Source organism: Agrobacterium vacciniicorymbosi, assembly GCF_040427045.1.
Taxonomy (GTDB): Bacteria; Pseudomonadota; Alphaproteobacteria; order Rhizobiales; family Rhizobiaceae; genus Agrobacterium.
Window position 1 is genome coordinate 97,644 of record NZ_JBETMF010000001.1, and the last position, 16,370, is coordinate 114,013.

General features: G+C 57.9%; 17 protein-coding genes. 5 read left to right on the forward strand and 12 right to left on the reverse strand.

Features of this window, described 5'->3' with window-relative positions:
- Positions 1-28: 28 nt before the first annotated feature.
- The 3 genes from ABUK73_RS00560 to ABUK73_RS00570 all read right to left on the reverse strand — a co-directional run bounded on the left by ABUK73_RS00560 (position 29) and on the right by ABUK73_RS00570 (position 3,092).
- Positions 29-319, reverse strand: a complete 291-nt coding sequence (locus ABUK73_RS00560) for a hypothetical protein (protein WP_353575605.1) — start codon at positions 317-319, stop codon at positions 29-31.
- A gap of 98 nt (positions 320-417) precedes the next feature.
- Positions 418-1,656, reverse strand: coding sequence for a L,D-transpeptidase family protein (locus ABUK73_RS00565; protein WP_353575606.1), 1,239 nt, complete (start codon positions 1,654-1,656; stop codon positions 418-420).
- A gap of 149 nt (positions 1,657-1,805) precedes the next feature.
- Positions 1,806-3,092, reverse strand: coding sequence for a DNA polymerase IV (locus ABUK73_RS00570; protein ID WP_353575607.1), 1,287 nt, complete (start codon positions 3,090-3,092; stop codon positions 1,806-1,808).
- On the opposite strand from ABUK73_RS00570, the gene ABUK73_RS00575 reads away from it, so the two are divergent.
- The gene (locus ABUK73_RS00575) at positions 3,091-3,459 is read left to right on the forward strand and encodes a hypothetical protein (protein ID WP_353575608.1); all 369 of its coding nucleotides are present in this window, start codon (positions 3,091-3,093) and stop codon (positions 3,457-3,459) included. The two genes, ABUK73_RS00570 and ABUK73_RS00575, sit on opposite strands and share 2 nt — an antisense overlap.
- Before the next feature lie 20 nt (positions 3,460-3,479).
- On the opposite strand, the gene ABUK73_RS00580 is transcribed toward ABUK73_RS00575, so the two are convergent.
- Positions 3,480-3,788, reverse strand: a complete 309-nt coding sequence (locus tag ABUK73_RS00580; RefSeq protein ID WP_113088334.1) for a DUF3572 domain-containing protein — start codon at positions 3,786-3,788, stop codon at positions 3,480-3,482.
- Between the two features lie 129 nt (positions 3,789-3,917).
- Between ABUK73_RS00580 and ABUK73_RS00585 the strand changes: the two genes are divergently transcribed.
- From ABUK73_RS00585 to ABUK73_RS00595, 3 genes are all read left to right on the forward strand, one after another.
- Complete coding sequence (locus ABUK73_RS00585; protein ID WP_034854043.1) at positions 3,918-4,289, forward strand: response regulator; 372 nt, start codon at positions 3,918-3,920, stop codon at positions 4,287-4,289.
- 15 nt (positions 4,290-4,304) lie between these two features.
- A complete protein-coding gene (locus ABUK73_RS00590) occupies positions 4,305-5,672 on the forward strand; it encodes a PleD family two-component system response regulator (RefSeq protein WP_353575609.1) in 1,368 nt (455 codons plus the stop codon).
- A 79-nt stretch (positions 5,673-5,751) separates the two neighbouring features.
- Positions 5,752-6,018 (forward strand): hypothetical protein, encoded by a 267-nt coding sequence (locus tag ABUK73_RS00595; protein ID WP_353575610.1) that lies wholly within the window; start codon positions 5,752-5,754, stop codon positions 6,016-6,018.
- 442 nt (positions 6,019-6,460) lie between these two features.
- Here ABUK73_RS00595 and rpmG read toward each other — a convergent pair whose 3' ends face one another.
- The 6 genes from rpmG to topA form a co-directional block, all read right to left on the reverse strand.
- Positions 6,461-6,628, reverse strand: coding sequence for a 50S ribosomal protein L33 (rpmG, locus tag ABUK73_RS00600; RefSeq protein WP_003496403.1), 168 nt, complete (start codon positions 6,626-6,628; stop codon positions 6,461-6,463).
- A gap of 90 nt (positions 6,629-6,718) precedes the next feature.
- On the reverse strand, positions 6,719-7,891 hold the full coding sequence (locus ABUK73_RS00605; protein WP_353575611.1) for an MFS transporter: 1,173 nt from the start codon (positions 7,889-7,891) through the stop codon (positions 6,719-6,721).
- 8 nt (positions 7,892-7,899) lie between these two features.
- A complete protein-coding gene (locus tag ABUK73_RS00610; protein ID WP_353575984.1) occupies positions 7,900-8,535 on the reverse strand; it encodes an NUDIX hydrolase in 636 nt (211 codons plus the stop codon).
- Positions 8,536-8,586: 51 nt separating this feature from the next.
- Positions 8,587-9,027 (reverse strand): DUF983 domain-containing protein, encoded by a 441-nt coding sequence (locus tag ABUK73_RS00615; RefSeq protein ID WP_353575612.1) that lies wholly within the window; start codon positions 9,025-9,027, stop codon positions 8,587-8,589.
- A 20-nt stretch (positions 9,028-9,047) separates the two neighbouring features.
- A complete protein-coding gene (gene rnr, locus ABUK73_RS00620) occupies positions 9,048-11,399 on the reverse strand; it encodes a ribonuclease R (protein WP_353575613.1) in 2,352 nt (783 codons plus the stop codon).
- Positions 11,396-14,113, reverse strand: coding sequence for a type I DNA topoisomerase (gene topA / locus ABUK73_RS00625; RefSeq protein WP_353575614.1), 2,718 nt, complete (start codon positions 14,111-14,113; stop codon positions 11,396-11,398). Before topA ends, rnr begins: the two co-directional genes overlap by 4 nt.
- 235 nt (positions 14,114-14,348) lie before the next feature.
- Here topA and ABUK73_RS00630 point away from each other — a divergent pair, with 235 nt between their 5' ends.
- Positions 14,349-14,606, forward strand: a complete 258-nt coding sequence (locus tag ABUK73_RS00630; RefSeq protein ID WP_454892316.1) for a hypothetical protein — start codon at positions 14,349-14,351, stop codon at positions 14,604-14,606.
- On the opposite strand, the gene dprA is transcribed toward ABUK73_RS00630, so the two are convergent.
- Both dprA and plsY read right to left on the reverse strand, forming a co-directional pair.
- Complete coding sequence (dprA, locus tag ABUK73_RS00635) at positions 14,559-15,701, reverse strand: DNA-processing protein DprA (RefSeq protein ID WP_353575615.1); 1,143 nt, start codon at positions 15,699-15,701, stop codon at positions 14,559-14,561. The genes ABUK73_RS00630 and dprA overlap by 48 nt on opposite strands.
- A 32-nt stretch (positions 15,702-15,733) precedes the next feature.
- Positions 15,734-16,351: a glycerol-3-phosphate 1-O-acyltransferase PlsY gene (gene plsY / locus ABUK73_RS00640; RefSeq protein WP_353575616.1), complete on the reverse strand. Its 618-nt coding sequence runs from the start codon at positions 16,349-16,351 to the stop codon at positions 15,734-15,736.
- Positions 16,352-16,370 lie beyond the last annotated feature (19 nt).

Here is a 16,370-nt window from a genome sequence, read left to right on the forward strand (position 1 = left end):
CTTCTTGTTGCGGAAACTTAAACCGACTTCAGAACAAGCTGTTGGTCGGAAAAGCAAAAGCACCCTTGTCGATAAAGCCGTGGCGAGACAGGCACGCCCGCAGCGCCGCATTGTAGTAATAGGATGTCGTGTAGGCGGTGCCGCGTGGTGGCGAGCTGGCTTCAGCCGAGCAGTTTGACAGCGCCCGGTCATAGACGTCGAGAATGATGGGATCGCTTGTCACGTCCGGCCCGGCATAAACGCTGTAATTTTTAGGTGATTCCGCTGCCGAGACGCAGGCCAGACCAAGAATGGCGGCTGCTACATATTTGATGTTCATTTGCTGGCTCTCCACGCTGTAATGGTGAGCTATGTGAACGCCGTTGGTCCGGCTTCCGTTCCCGCAAGACGTGCACATCCTGCGGCAGAGGCACTCCGTTACATTGGGCGGTCGCGCGTCACGGTAATGAAGTCCGTGCCCTGTCCGGTTTCCAGCCCGTGGCTGAGATCGGCAACGGTGATGGAACTGCCGACGGCAAGCTCTGCCTCCAGCTTGTCACGGATCACATCCGGTATCTCCAGGCGATCCAGCACCGCACTCAGCTGGTTAGAACCGCCCGGCGCATCCGCCACGTCGATGCCGAGGCGTTTTCTCGCGACTGCTGGCAGATGGTTCTCCAGCGTCAGGCCGTTCCATTCCGCCTTGCCCTTGTCGCGGTCCATATCGATGACCTCGAAGAAATGGGTGCCGAGCGCCACATGCGGGTCTTTTATGTGGATAGGCGCTTCAAGCAGGGGCTTGAAATCCCGCCGTACCATGAGCTGGCCGTTCGGCGCGGCTTCTGCACCAGCGGAAGCGTAAAGCGCATCCACGAAATCATCGCTCAGCAGCGGGCCGGTGGTCTTCATATTCTTCCAGCGCTTGAAGCCATTGATGGCGGTCTCGGTCATCTGCCCCATGAAACCATCGGCCACGCCTGCATCGAAGCCGATGCTGGTCAACAGTCGCTGCACATCCATGATCTTCTCACGGTCGCCGCGACGGGTAATCAGAATGCGAAGCGGCGAACGGTTGGTTTCTGCCGACGCCTTTGGCTTCACGGAACTCGTTGTCTGGTTGACCGCGACTTCCACCAGCTTCAGCGACGCGTCGAAGCTTGCCGGACGTAGCTCAACATCAGATAGCATCAACCCGTCATCCGCCGTGTCCTTGGGCTGCAAAAGGGCAGGGTGGTCGATGTGGCGCAGCGCGACATCCGCATCGGAAATGATGACATGCACGCCACGCGCCGTCGTGCCGTAGAGCGACTTGGCGAATTTGGCAGGCAGGCGAATGCAGCCATGCGAGGCCGGGTAGTTCGGCACGCGGCCCTCATGCAGCGCAATACCGGACCATGTCAGCCGCTGCATGAAGGGCATGGGCGCTGCCGAATAGATATTGGACTCGTGGTATTTGCGCTTGTCGATGATGGAGAAGATGCCGCTCGGCGTGTCATGCCCCGCCTTGCCGGTGGAGACTTTCGACGTCGCAATCACTTCGCCGTCCTCATAGAGCGACAGCATCTGCTCGCTCTTGGAAACGACTACCTGCAGGCTTCGCGCATCCCCGGCAAAGGCCGTCTGCACCAGAACGGAAGTCGAAAGGAGACAGGCTCCCACAAATGCACGCAACATCATGTCACTCCAACGCAATACAAAACGTGCCTTCATACGCAAGGCACAGGAGCTAAGGGCCACCTAAAAACCAGGGTGGCTTTTTCACAGGTCAGAGTAGCGCGTGGGATTTAAGGAAACTTTTAAATATCAGCACGACTGTGTGTAACCGGTTACTTTTTCGCACCGAATGTGTAGCCGGTCTCGACGGCTCCCTTGCCGAATTTGTCGCGCAGCTTGTCCATGGCAGCCTCCGCCGCCGCACGACGCCCTGCACCTTTGTCCACAAGGTCGGGCGGGTCGGCAAGGGTTGGGTGACACAGGTCGGAAACTCCGATGCCGATCAGCCGGAACTTCGTGCCGTCGGTCTCTTTTTCCAGCAGCGAAATACCCGTGCGGAATATCCTGTCGGCAAGCTGCGTCGGGTCTTCCAAACGTTTGTTGCGGGTGCGGGATTTGAAATCCGCCGTCTTCATCTTCAAAACGACGGTATGCCCGGCCACCTCGTTCTTTTTTAGCCGCCATGCCACCTTTTCGGAGAGCGAGCGCAGGATCGGCACCAGATCCTCGTGGCGTGAAATATCGTTGAAGAATGTCGTTTCGGAAGAAACGCTTTTGGCCGGATCGTTGGTGTGAACGTCGCGGTCGTCTATGCCGCGCGACAGCCGGAACAGCCGCTGGCCCATGGAGCCATAACGGCGCATCAGGTCGCTCTCATCCATCTCCTGCAACTGTGAGATCATGCGGATGCCATCCGCCTCCAGCGTGGCGGCAAAGGCCTTGCCGACACCCCAGATAGTCGTAACGGGCCGGGCTGCCAGGAAGGACATCGCCTCCTTTTCGCCGATCACCGAAAAGCCACGCGGCTTTTGCAGGTCGGACGCCACCTTTGCCAGAAACTTGCAATAAGACAGCCCGACGGAAACGGTAATACCGATTTCCTTCTCCACCCGGCGCGCGAATTCCGCAAGCACGCGCGCAGGCGGATCGTGGTGCAGCCGCTCGGTGCCGGAAAGATCGAGAAACGCCTCATCAATGGAAATCGGCTGCACCAGCGGCGTCAAATCCTGCATCATGGCACGGATTTCCCGCCCGACCTTGACGTATTTCTCCATGTTCGGTTTCACCACAACCGCCTGCGGGCACGCCTCCAGCGCCTTGAACATCGGCATGGCCGAGCGCACGCCGTGGATGCGCGCAATGTAGCATGCCGTCGAAACCACCCCACGCTTGCCGCCGCCGATAATCAGCGGCTTGTCGGCAAGCTCGGGATTGTCGCGCTTCTCGACTGACGCGTAAAAGGCATCGCAATCGATATGGGCAATCGGCAGATCGTAAAGCTCGGAATGAAAGACGAGGCGAGGGCTGCCACACTTGCGACAACGCCGGATGCCCTCCGGCTGGCCAGCCAGACAGTCACGGCAGAAACCGGGATCATAGGTCGAGAGTGCAGCGGCCATGGCTCAGAAACAAAAAGAGAACGTCCGGCACCATAATCCTTTGCTTTTCACGGCTCAAGGGGGCATTCTATTGGAAGTCAGATATAGCAGAGTACAGGATCGGCAGCGTTTGGCCCTCTCGGCGAAAGGAACAAAGCCGCGACTTTCAATCGCGTTCTCTTACCCTGTACTGATAGAGAGACGGTGCGATGTGACGAAGACGTACGAAAAAGAACTGAGTCTTAAACAGCTCGCAGCGCTGTCTGATGACGAGATAAATTACGATGATATCTCAGAGCTTGACGAAACGTTCTGGCAGAATGCCACTTATATCGAGCCGCAGCCAAATGGACGCCTAACGCAGAAAAAGGTGCCATCTGAAACGTAGCTCCCGGCGTAACTGAGCGCTCAATATTCGCCAGAACTCAGCCCTGGGCCGGAGAACTGGTGCCACGCTGCTTCAACGTCTTCAGGCTTGGTTCCGGTTGCTGCGCAGAAGGCCATCAGGTCGGGTTCGTGGCTCATGATGAAGTCGATCAGGCCAGCGAGGAAGCCGGGGTCGTTGACGGCCTGGCGCAACATGTTCGGCTGCACGCCGGTGAGCGCGAGAAAACGGGCAAGCATATCGGGCTCACTGGCCAGCCAGCCAAGTATGGCGATGGCCGTTTCATGGCCGTCTTTGCGAACAGTCCTGTCGTTTTTTGTGTCGCGCAGCATTTGTTTACTGAAGTTACCTATTTCTCAACCAAATCCCACTAGCGTACCGCCCTGGGGGATAATGGAATCGGTTCTTTGACACCCTATATGTCTATGAAGTGGTTTCAAAGCGAAACAAGGACTGGTTCCATGCCTAAACAGGTCATGATAGTTGAAGACAACGAGCTGAACATGAAGCTCTTTCGTGATCTGATAGAGGCGTCTGGCTATACCACCATCCAGACCCGCAATGGCATGGAAGCACTCGAACTTGCCCGCAAGCATCGCCCCGATCTGATTTTGATGGATATCCAGCTGCCGGAGGTTTCCGGACTGGAAGTCACGAAATGGCTGAAGGAAGACGACGAGCTTCATGTTATACCCGTCATCGCGGTTACGGCTTTTGCCATGAAGGGTGACGAGGAGCGTATTCGTCAGGGCGGATGCGAAGCCTATGTCTCCAAGCCGATTTCTGTGCCAAAGTTCATCGAGACGATCAAAACTTATCTTGGCGATGCGTGAGACAGGGTTGGGCGAATGACTGCGAGAATTCTGGTCGTCGATGACATTCCGACAAATGTGAAGCTGCTCGAAGCTCGGCTGTCGGCGGAATATTTCGATGTTCTCTGCGCGGAGAACGGTGCGAGAGCGCTGGATATCTGCAACACCGAGCAGGTCGACATCATCCTTCTCGACATCATGATGCCCGATATGGACGGCTTCGAAGTCTGCGAACGACTGAAGGCCAATCCAAAAACAGCCCATATTCCCGTCGTCATGGTCACCGCGCTCGATCAGCCGGCAGACCGCGTGCGCGGCCTCAAAGCCGGTGCCGACGACTTCCTGACCAAGCCCGTCAATGATCTACAGCTTATCTCCCGCGTCAAAAGCCTCGTGCGCCTGAAAACCATGAGCGACGAGTTGCGCATGCGTGCCGAGACCGCTCAGACCATCGGCGTCGGGGATCCCATTCTCGAAGGCGCGCATATCGAGCAGCCCGGTCGCGTCCTGCTGGTCGATGGCCGCGGCAGTTCTCAGGAGCGCATCATAAAGGCGTTGAAGCCGGTGGCGGAAGTCTTCGCGCTGGCAGAGCCGGGAAATGCGCTCTTTGAAGCGGCTGAGAATGACTATGAAATGGTCATCATCAACTCCAATTTCGATGATTTCGATCCGCTGCGCCTGTGTTCGCAGCTGCGCTCGCTGGAACGCACACGTTTCCTGCCGCTGCTGCTGATTACCGAGCAGGGTGACGAGACGATGATCGTGCGGGCGCTGGAGCTTGGCGTCAATGACTACATCGTGCGCCCCATCGATCCCAATGAGCTGGTGGCCCGTACGCTGACGCAGATCAAGCGCAAGCGCTTCAACAATCGCCTGCGCGAAAACCTGCACCAGACGATGGAATTGGCCGTTATTGACGATCTGACGGGTCTCAACAACCGCCGCTACCTCGATAATCACCTCAAGATTCTGTTTAACCGTGCTGCCACACGCGGACGTCCTCTGTCCGTCTGCATGACGGATATCGACCGGTTCAAGCATGTTAACGACACCTATGGCCATGATGCGGGCGATGAGGTTCTGCGTGAATTCGCAAGCCGTGTGCGCTCCACTGTGCGCGGTGCGGACCTTGCCTGCCGTTATGGCGGCGAAGAGTTCGTCGTCGTCATGCCGGATACGCCTGTTGAAATGGCGGCCTCGGTTGCGGAGCGCCTGCGCTCCATCATCGAAGGCAGACCATTCGTTCTGCGTTCTGGCCGCGAATTGCACATTACGGCATCGCTCGGCATCGCCACGAATTCGACTTCGATCGAGACGCCGGAGCAATTGATGCGCCAGGCTGACCGTGCGCTTTACGAGGCGAAGAATGCCGGGCGCAACCGCGTTGTCGCTTCGGCGGCATGAGATTTTCAGGGCTGATATTTCGGCCCTCTGATTGTTATCCACAACAACAGTATAGACCTGTCGCATTTGTGATGTGGGCTTGATTGTCGTCACATCGAAAGATGCGCGGCCTGCCGTGGCGTTTTGCAATGCAAAAACTTCTTGGATTTTTCAGTTGAAAATCACTTTGCCGGATACCGGCCGCATGTTTGTTCTACGCAAATTCTGGCAGGCGGAGCAGGCGCTGAAGTCTATTCTAAAATATTATTTTAGAGAGGTGAAATTTACCCTGCAAAATTGCGGGGAGTTATTATGTATTAATTTGCGCTGTATTAGCTGTATGGCTGTATCATCGCGGGATATTTAACCATATCGGCTGATCTCGCGACGATTCGTTTAATAATTTGTTGATTTTCCCCAAATCTTACGCGACACTTTCTTACATAAGATAACTTCTGCACTAACAGCGCATTTCGCGGCTGTATGGAAGTAGAAGAACGTGGGTTCTTTGACCGGACGCTTTCCTTACAGGGAAGCAAAGATATTCAAATCCCCCATGGTGCTCAGGTCCGCCGCATCTCCTGGGTCTTGGGGCTGGTCGACCGGCGACGCTATTGAACGGTTCCTCGTGCTGTCATTGCTGTCCCGGTCGACCCACTTTCCTTCTCCTGCACATTTCTGTCTCAGCAGTAGCCCGTTCGGCGCATCCGCTTGCGCATCTCGGTGCGCGTTGTCTTCCAGTCAGAAAAGCGCCCAACAAAAAACGCGCCTCAAGGGGCGCGTTTTTTGTGCATAGTCTGCAAAGGAAATTACTTGATCTTCGTTTCCTTGAATTCAACGTGCTTGCGTACGACTGGATCGTACTTGGTCTTCGTCATCTTGTCCGTGAAGGTACGGCTGTTCTTGGTGGTGACGTAGAAAGTACCGGTGTCGGCCGTCGACAGCAGCTTGATCTTGATTGTTGTAGCTTTCGCCATGGTCGTCCTGCCTTTAACAAATAGGTGAAGCCGCGGACCTGTTCGACCCCGGCTAAATCTGGCGCGAAACTACGGATCGCGCCCGAAAAGTCAAGTCCGATTTGATCCGAAAACCGAACGGGCAATGGAAAGAACCACGTAAAGCGCGAAAAACATCGCCAAAGCCCAGGCAAAGCCATCGGTTCCCAGCACATCCATGGAGATGCCCACCGTCTGCGGCCCGGCAATGGTGCCGATGGCGTAGCAGAAGATAAAGGCGGCATTTGCGGCCACGAGGTCAGAGCCGGTCAGGCGCGAGCCGAGATGCGTCAGGCCCACAGTATACATGCCAGAAACGCAGCCGCCCCATAGCAGCAGCAGCGATGACAGCAAAACCCAGTTATCCACCAGCAAAGGCAGTGCCAGCGTGCCTATGACGCCCGTCAGCGCCATAAGACCCAGAAGAATGCGACGGTCCTTGATGCGGTCGGAAAGCATGCCAATCGGGATCTGAAACGCCATATTGCCGATGGCCATCACCGTCAGCAGCAGGGCAGCCTGCGATTCGCTAAAGCCTTCGCGAGTCGCATAGACGGGAAACAGCGACAGACCGCCAGCCTGTACGGAGCCGTAGACGAAGGCAGCCGCAGACGCCATTGGCACCAGCCAGATATAGCGCACGAAATGATGCGCGGGCTTTTCGTCCAGATCCGGGCTTTCGTTGCGGGCCAGAAAGATGGGAATCGCTGCCAGCAGGATGATGGCCGAGCCCACGAGAAACGGAGTGATTCCCTCGCTGCCGATGGCGGAAAACAGAAGCGGCCCGCCTGCGAAGCCAACGGCCATGCCTGTTGCATACATGCCCAGCACCATGCCGCGCCGTTTGGGTGGCGCTGCGGCATTGATCCAGAATTCCGAGAGGATGAACAGCATGGTGGTGGCACCATGGAAGACGATTCGCAGCGGAAACCACATCCAGAAGGCATCGGCAAAATAAAAGCCGAGCGCGCTGATGGCGGAGACGACCACCGCCGTCATCATGGTGCGCGCCACGCCGAACTCGTGCGCCAACCGGCTCGTCACAGGTGCTGCCATCATGGCGGCCACGCCAGCCATGGCCGTGTTGAGGCCGATCATGCTCGAGGAGATGCCGCGCTTTTCAAGAATGATGCTGAGCAGCGGCAGACCAAGACCGATGGCAATGCCAACGGCGCTGATTGCAGAGATGGCGGCGATGAGCGAGGGCCAGTGAATGTCGTCGGCGTCGCAAGTCGGATGGGACATGAAGACCTTTATAGAAAGCCACGAATGAATTTGCCGCGACGCTCGAAATATTGTCGCACCGGGCTTTCGAATTGCAGTGAAGGATCACCTATCATGAACTTTGTGACATCTTCGAGAACCAAACGTGTAATGGGTGCCATGTTCAGACTGGAATTGTCCTCAATGTCAAGCCATTGAAGGCTCAGCAGCTCTTCCGAATCGCTGAAAGCATTAGGATGTATGCCTGCTTCATCGGTAAAACAGCAGAAGAACCGTGTATCGTAGCGCCGCACTTTGCCAGGCGGCGTAATGGCGCGGGCGACGAAACGTAGATGTGAAAGATCTGGTGCATGACACTCGCTCGCATCACCGCCAAAGCGCAGGCCCGTTTCCTCATGCAACTCGCGTATGGCCGCCAGCGCCAGTGCCCGCGCACCGGAGGCGGTCAATGGCCGGGAAGCGGCATTGATGAGCTTGTCTGTGACGGCAGGATGCAAATCACCGCTATAGGGCAGGGCGTGGTCGCGGGCATCGCGCCGCCCGCCGGGAAATACGAAAACATCGGGCATGAAGACATGCGCACTGCTACGCTTTCCGACCAGCACGCGTGTCCTGTCCGTCGATCTGTCGAGCAGCAGAATGGAGGCCGCATCTTTCGGACGAATATAGGGTGATGGCTCAAGGGATGGTTCGGTACGCACAGGCGCTACACCATGTCAGTGAGACGAGCCGTCAATCTGTTCTTTCTCGGGCTCATGGCTGAAACCATGCATCTTCAAAGCCCATTGCAGACCGATAACCCCGCCCTTGATCGGCTGGATCGTCAGAAGCGCCACGAGAATGGTGATCGGCACCCAGATGGCGAAGTGAACCCACATGGGAACCAGAAACACCGTATCGGTCATCATGAAGCCGCCAACGGCAACGTGGCCGAGGATCATGATCGAGATATAGGGCGGCAGGTCGTCCGATCGCTGGTGGTGCATGTCTTCGCCACAGGACGCGCATTTATCGACCGGCTTCAGCCATGCGCGAAACAGATGGCCGTTGCCACAGGCCGGGCAGCGGCTCAGCATGCCACGCATGATCGAGCGACCAAGCGGACGGTCTTCCGGTTTGCCACCATACTGCACTGTCTGCGTCTCGGTCGTCGTCATGCGCGTGTCCTCTGGACTTGTTATCTGCGTCTGCGGGGCGGTCTCGTGCCGGGTGTCGGGCCGCTCGTGCGCCGCGTGGTCTTGTGGAAGGAGCGTGTCGCCGTCGGCATTTTCTTGCCCTCGTTCAACACCTCGAACCGCAAAGCACCGGCAAGCGGCACGGCCTCAGCCAGACGAACCTGAACAGCATCGCCCAGCTGATAGCCAAGTCCGGTCTTTTCACCCGTCAGAGCCTGATGCGCCTCGTCATAGATGTAGTAGTCCGTACCCAGCGTAGATATAGGAACGAACCCGTCAGCGCCAAACTGCGGCAGCGCGACAAATAGTCCCGCCTTGGTGACACCGCCAACCCGGCCTTCGAATTCCTCGCCCACACGCTGCGAAAGATGATGCGCAATCAGCCGGTTCACCGTATCACGCTCTGCCGCCATCGCGCGTCGCTCGAAGGTCGAGATTTCGGCAGCCACATCGGCCAGCGTCGCTTCTTCCTGCGGAGTGATGCCACCTTCACCAAGACCCAGCGAGCCCACCAATGCACGATGCACGATAAGGTCAGCATAACGACGGATCGGCGAGGTGAAATGCGCATATTTCATCAGGTTCAGGCCGAAATGGCCGATATTGTCCGGGCTGTAGATCGCCTGGCTCTGTGAGCGCAGCACCATTTCGTTGACGATAATCTGATGCGGCGTGTCCAGCGCACGCGCCAGAATGCCGTTAAAGGAATTGGCACGAACCTGTCCACCCTTGACCAGCGAATAGCCAATGGTGTTGAGGAACTCGCGCAGCACTTCCTGCTTGGCAATCGTTGGTGCATCATGGACGCGGTAGACCAGACGCTGTTTCTTCTGCTCCAGCGTCTCGGCGGCGCAGACGTTCGCCTGAATCATCATCTCTTCGATCAGCTTATGCGCGTCGAGACGGTCAGGAACATGCACACGGTCAACCGTGCCATCGGGTTTCAGAACGATCTTGCGTTCCGGCATGTCCAGCTCAAGCGGCTGGCGACGGTCGCGACCGATCTTCATCACCTCATAGGCATGCCAAAGGGGACGCAGGATGGGCTCCAGCATCGGGCCGGTCTTGTCATCCGGGTTGCCGTCGATGGCAGCCTGCGCCTGCTGGTAGGAGAGCTTGGCCGCGCTCTTCATCATGATGCGATGGAAGGTGTGGCTGGCCTTGCGGCCTTCCTTGGAAAACACCATCCGCACGGCAAGGGCAGGGCGGTCCACGCCTTCCTTCAGCGAGCAGAGATCGTTGGAGATACGCTCCGGCAGCATCGGCACGACGCGGTCGGGGAAATAGACCGAGTTGCCGCGCTTCAGCGCTTCGCGGTCCAGCGGCGAGCCGGAACGGATGTAATAGGACACATCGGCAATCGCGACGGTCACGATCACGCCATCCGGGTTGTCGGGCGAGGGGTCCAGCTCGGCGTAAACCGCGTCGTCATGGTCCTTGGCATCAGCCGGGTCGATGGTGATGAGCGGCAGTTTGCGCCAGTCTTCACGATGCGCCATCGTCGCTGTTTTGGCAGCGTCAGCGGCGGCCAGAACGTCGGATGGGAAAATATGCGGAATGCCGTGGGCGTGAATGGCGATCATCGAGATCGCCTTTTCGGACGCCACGGAACCGACGACCGACAGAACCTTGGCGCGTGGCAGGCCGTAACGACCGCTGTTGCGCGAGGTTTCCACCTCCACCAGATCGCCGTCCTTGGCATCGCCCACGCCATCGGGATCGATGACCATTTCATCGCCACGACGCTCGATCGGCATCAGGCGACCGCCGCCACCCGGCGTTTCCTTGAAGACACCCAGCGATCCGCCCTGACGTCTGTCGATCAGCTTGATGATGCGTGCCGTGTAGGCCGGGCCGCCGACGTCCTTGGAGGGGAAAATCTTGGCCAGAACCCGGTCGCCAATGCCGCCCACCGGGGCCTTGCCCTTTTGGCGGTCGGCGGAGGACTGGCGGATGATGACGGCAGGCGCCGCCCCGTTCTCTTCCGGCCATTCGGCGGGACGACCGATCAGGCCGCCATCCTTGTCGCGCGTCGTGATGTCGAGAACCGTGACAGGCGGAAGACCGCCCGGACGCATCAGCGACTTGCGGCTCTTGTGTACCATGCCATCGGTTTCAAGCTCCTTCAAAAGAGCCTTCAGCACGATGCGTGTTTCACCCTTCAGCCCGAAGGCCTTGGCGATTTCGCGTTTGGAGGCCTGATCGGGATGCTCGGCAATGAACTTCAGCAGCACATCGCGCGGCGGAACTTCGCCGTGGATGATACCAGCAGATTCGAGAACTTTTTTCCCGCGACCGGTGCGGCCGAAGCCATCGCCCGCCGAACCGGATGTTTTGCGCGGTGCTTTGCTCAAGATTCTGCCTTCTTTGCTTTAGGAGCGGCTTTTGCCTTGGCCGCTGTTTTGGGCTTTGCAGCCGCTTTTGGTTTCGTCGCCGCCTTGGGCTTGGCTTTCGCCTTGGTCTCGCCATCGGCGCTGGCAGCCTTGCTGGCCTTCTTCGGCGCGGCGGCCTTTTTAGCCTTCACGGGCTTGCCGTTGCTACCGGTGCCGGTCTTGGCAATGCGCTCGGCAATCAGCACCAGCGCCTCATCCAGCGTCACCGTGTCAGGCGCCTGCGCCTTGGGAATGGTCGCGTTGACCTTGCCCCAGTTGACGTAAGGTCCATACTTGCCGTCCCGAACGGTAATCGCGCCGCCATCGGGATGGTCGCCCAGTTCTTTTAGAGCGGCAGGTGTGGAAGAGCGGCCACGACCCGGCGATGCCTTCTTTTCGGCAATCACAGTCACAGCGCGGTTGAGGCCGATTGAGAACACGTCCTCGATGCTTTCCAGATTGGCATAACCACCATCATGCAGCAGGAACGGCCCATAGCGACCAAGCCCCGCCGAAATCATCTTGCCCGATTCGGGATGCTTGCCGATATCGCGTGGCAGATTGATCAGCGCCAGCGCCTTTTCGTGGTCGATATCCTCAGGCTTCCAGCCCTTGGGCAGCGAAGACCGCTTGGCTTCCTTGCCATCGCCACGCTGAATGTAAGGTCCGAAACGACCAGAGCGCAGCGTCAGTTCCTCGCCGGTGTGCGGGTCTGCACCCAGAGCCTTCGGCTCGTTGACGGCGGCGGCATCCGCCTCCGCACCATCCGAGTTCAACTGGCGTGTGAAATTGCATTCCGGGTAGTTCGAGCAGCCGACGAAAGCGCCGTATTTGCCGAGCTTGAGCGAAAGATTGCCCGTACCGCACACCTGGCAGATGCGCGGATCGGAGCCGTCTTCACGCTTCGGGAATACCAGCGGTGCCAGAACCTCGTTCAGCGCATCCAGCACGTTGGTAACGCGCAGTTCCTTGGTGTCTTCGATCTGGGCGAAGAAGTCCTTCCAGAAATCGCGAAGAACTTGCTTCCAGTCCAGTTCGCCTGCCGAAATCCGGTCGAGCTTTTCTTCCAGATCGGCGGTGAAGTCGTATTCCACGTATTTGGTGAAGAAGCTCTCGAGGAACGCCGTCACCAAGCGTCCGCGCGAATGCGGAATGAGCTTGCGCTTATCGACAATGATATATTCACGGTCGCTCAGCGTCTTCAGCGTCGCCGCATAGGTAGAGGGGCGACCGATGCCGAGTTCTTCCATCTTCTTGATAAGCGATGCTTCCGAGTAGCGTGGTGGCGGCTCGGTGAAGTGCTGGCTGGCATTGATCTTCTGCTTGGCGACGTTCTCGCGGGCATTGATCAGAGGCAGACGGCCATCTTCATCACCGTCATCGCTCTGCTCGCCCTCTTCCTTCTGGTCTGTATAGGCGGCAATGAAGCCATCGAAACGAATGACGGAACCAACGGCGCGCAGGCCTGCCTTTTCGCCCTTGTTATCGGCCAGAATTTCAACGGTGGTGCGCTCGATTTCCGCGGACGCCATCTGGCTGGCAATGCCGCGCTTCCAGATCAGTTCGTAAAGACGCAACTGGTCAGTATCCAGGAAGCCCTTCATCTTGTCCGGTGTGCGGCTGAAATCGGTCGGGCGGATCGCTTCGTGCGCTTCCTGTGCGTTCTTCGCCTTGGTCGAATAGAAGCGCGCCTTTTCCGGCACGTAACGTTCGCCAAACTGCTCACCAATCGCGCGGCGGGCCGCATCGATGGCTTCCGGTGCAATCTGCACACCATCGGTACGCATATAAGTGATCAGACCGGCAGTCTCGCCGCCAATATCGACACCTTCATAAAGCTTTTGTGCAACCTGCATGGTGCGTGATGCGCCGAAGCCCAAACGAGACGACGCCGCCTGTTGCAGTGTGGAGGTGGTGAAGGGAGGACCGGGATTGCGTTTGACGGGCTTTGCCTCAACCGTATCGACCACATAGGTCGCGCCTTCCAGCAGTCCTTTCAGACGGGTGGCATCGTCTCCGGTCTTGATGGATTTGCCCTGCAGGCGCTTGCCATCGGCCATCACCAGCTTGGCTTCGAAGTCATCGCCACGCGGCGTCTTCAAAAGCGCGGAGATGTTCCAGTATTCTTCCGAAACGAAACGCTCGATTTCCGACTCGCGGTCGCAGACCAGACGCAGCGCCACCGACTGCACACGGCCAGCCGAACGCGCACCGGGCAGCTTGCGCCACAGAACCGGCGAAAGATTGAAGCCGACGAGATAGTCCAGCGCGCGGCGGGCGAGATAGGCGTCCACCAGCGGAATGTTGATGTCGCGTGGGTTGGCAATGGCGTCGAGAACGGCCTTCTTGGTAATGGCATTGAAGACGACGCGTTCTACCGGCTTGTCGCCCAGCACGCGCTTTTTCCTCAACACGTCCAGGACGTGCCAGGAAATTGCTTCTCCCTCGCGGTCGGGGTCGGTTGCGAGGATCAGGCCGTCGGAGGATTTCACCGCATCGGCGATGTCCTTCATCCGCTTCTGCGAGGCGGTATCGACCTCCCAACTCATCTCGAAGTCCTGGTCTGGCAATACTGAGCCATCCTTGGCCGGCAGATCACGGACGTGACCGAAGGAGGCGAGAACCTTGTAGTCGGAACCGAGGTACTTATTGATGCTCTTGATTTTCCCGGGGGATTCTACGACGACAACTTTCATATTTTCTTCTTTCGGAACTTGCCCGTTAACATGCCTTGCCGTTTTTCAACGTGCAACAGAGCGACCTTTATTTCGACATGGACAGGTAATGCGTTTGGGTCAAGAGGCAAGGGGCGTTTTTCTGCCATTACAACAAGATGCAACCTATTGTAGATTGAATTCTCATTTGCAATTAAAGATAAACAAGTTATGGTTGCTCAACTTAAGCGATGCTCTTGTCCGAACGTCGCTTTCCATGAGTTCAACCGGGGTGACTATCGTCGTGAGTGCACAAAACAGCAGCCAGAGCAGGGATCAACAGACGTCGGAAAATCTCGCCTATATCAGGCAAATCCTCGCCGAACTGCGCATCGTTGCAGAACGCGAGGGCGCCGACATGCTATGTTACCTCATAGAAATGGCTTATATTGAGGCCGGAGATATTCAATCCGGCCGGCGCAACCTTTCAGTCGGCCATAATGAGCGAAACCCGCCCCGCGGAATGCCGATTTAGACGCCCCGCAATGTCCAGTTCCAGCAGCACCAGATAAACGGTCGATGCTGGCAGCCCGGTGTGGCGGATAATGTCATCGGTCTCCACCGGCGATGGCCCGAGCGCGGAGGCCACGATGCTGCGGTCATCGTCACCGGGCGGTGATATTTCCATATCCTCGGTACTTTCCTTGGCAATGTGCTGAATAGGCAAGGTCGGCTCCATCAAAGGCCGCAGCGCATCCAGAATGTCAGCGACCTCCGTCACCAACATCGCTCCGTCCTTGATCAGCCTATTCGTGCCATGGCAGCGGGCATCGAGCGGTGAGCCGGGGACTGCAAACACCAGACGCCCGAACTCGCCCGCAAGTCTTGCCGTAATCAGCGAGCCTGATCGATCCGCCGCCTCCACGATCAGAACGCCAAGGGAGACACCCGCAATCAGCCGGTTACGGCGTGGAAAGTCCCGCGCGCGTGGCTCCCAGCCAAAAGGCATTTCACTGATGCTGGTACCGCCATTGCCGTATATCTCATCCAGCAGCCGTAGATTTTCAGGCGGGTAAGGCTTGTCCAGCCCGCCCGCCAGCATGGCAACCGTGCCAGTGGTAAGGCTGGCGTGATGCGCAGCGGCATCTATGCCCCGGGCAAGACCTGACGCGATGGTATAGCCCGCCTGACCACATTGCCGCGCCAGCATGGCCGCAAATTTCGCGCCATTGATGGAGGCATTGCGTGAACCGACGATACCGATGGAAGGCCGGATCGCGGTCCGGCCTGAACCCTTCATGGAAATAATAGGTGGTGCGCCGTCTATCTCCCGCAGCGCCGGCGGATAATCCGGCTCGCCGATGCCGACGAAACGTGCGCCGAATTTCTCAGCGGCATCGATTTCCCGTTCCGCTTCGGCAACACTGGCAATGCGTGGGCTGCGGGCGGCTCCACCCCGGCGCGAAAGGTCGGGCAGGGCGTCCAGCGCCTTTTCGGCACTGCCGAAATGATTGATAAGTTCGCGGAAGGTGACAGGGCCGATATTGTCGCTGCGGATCAGCCGCAGCCATGCCACGCGTTGCCGTTCGGTCAGCGCAATACCGCGTTTTGTTTCGCCATCATGCGGCATGTCTCGCCCCCGTCAGGGCGAGACACTTGGCCTCAGCCCTTTTTACCGATCTTGCTTTCTGTCCCCGCCAGCAGACGCTTGATGTTTTCCCGGTGCATGTACCAGGAAATGACACTCAGCAGCGTCATGACAAGCGCTGTCTTGTGCGGACCTAATAGCCACAATGCAACCGGAATGACAAGCATTGCAACCAAGGCGGACAAAGAGGAATATTTCGTCAGGAAAGCCGTGGCGAGCCAGATCAAGGCAAAAGCCAGCATCATGATGGGCGCAATGCCCAGCAACACGCCGATATAAACCGCAACGCCCTTGCCGCCCTTAAAGCCCAGCCACACCGGAAACAGGTGGCCCAGAAACGCAAAGAACCCCGCAACCAGCGAAGCCTCATAACCCCATAAGGCATTGGCTACCAAAACCGCCGCCGTGCCCTTCAAGGCATCCAGCAACAAAGTCGCCGCCGCCAGCTTCTTGTTGCCGGTGCGCAAAACATTGGTCGCACCGATATTGCCCGACCCGATACTGCGAACATCCCCCAGCCCCGCCGCCCGCGTCAGGATCAACCCGAAGGGAATGGACCCAAGCAGGTAGCCGATGAGGGCAGCAAGAGCGAGAAGCGCAGGCGCTGTCTGCCAGTCAGTCAATGTGGTCATTGCAAGGTCCCCTCGGTCC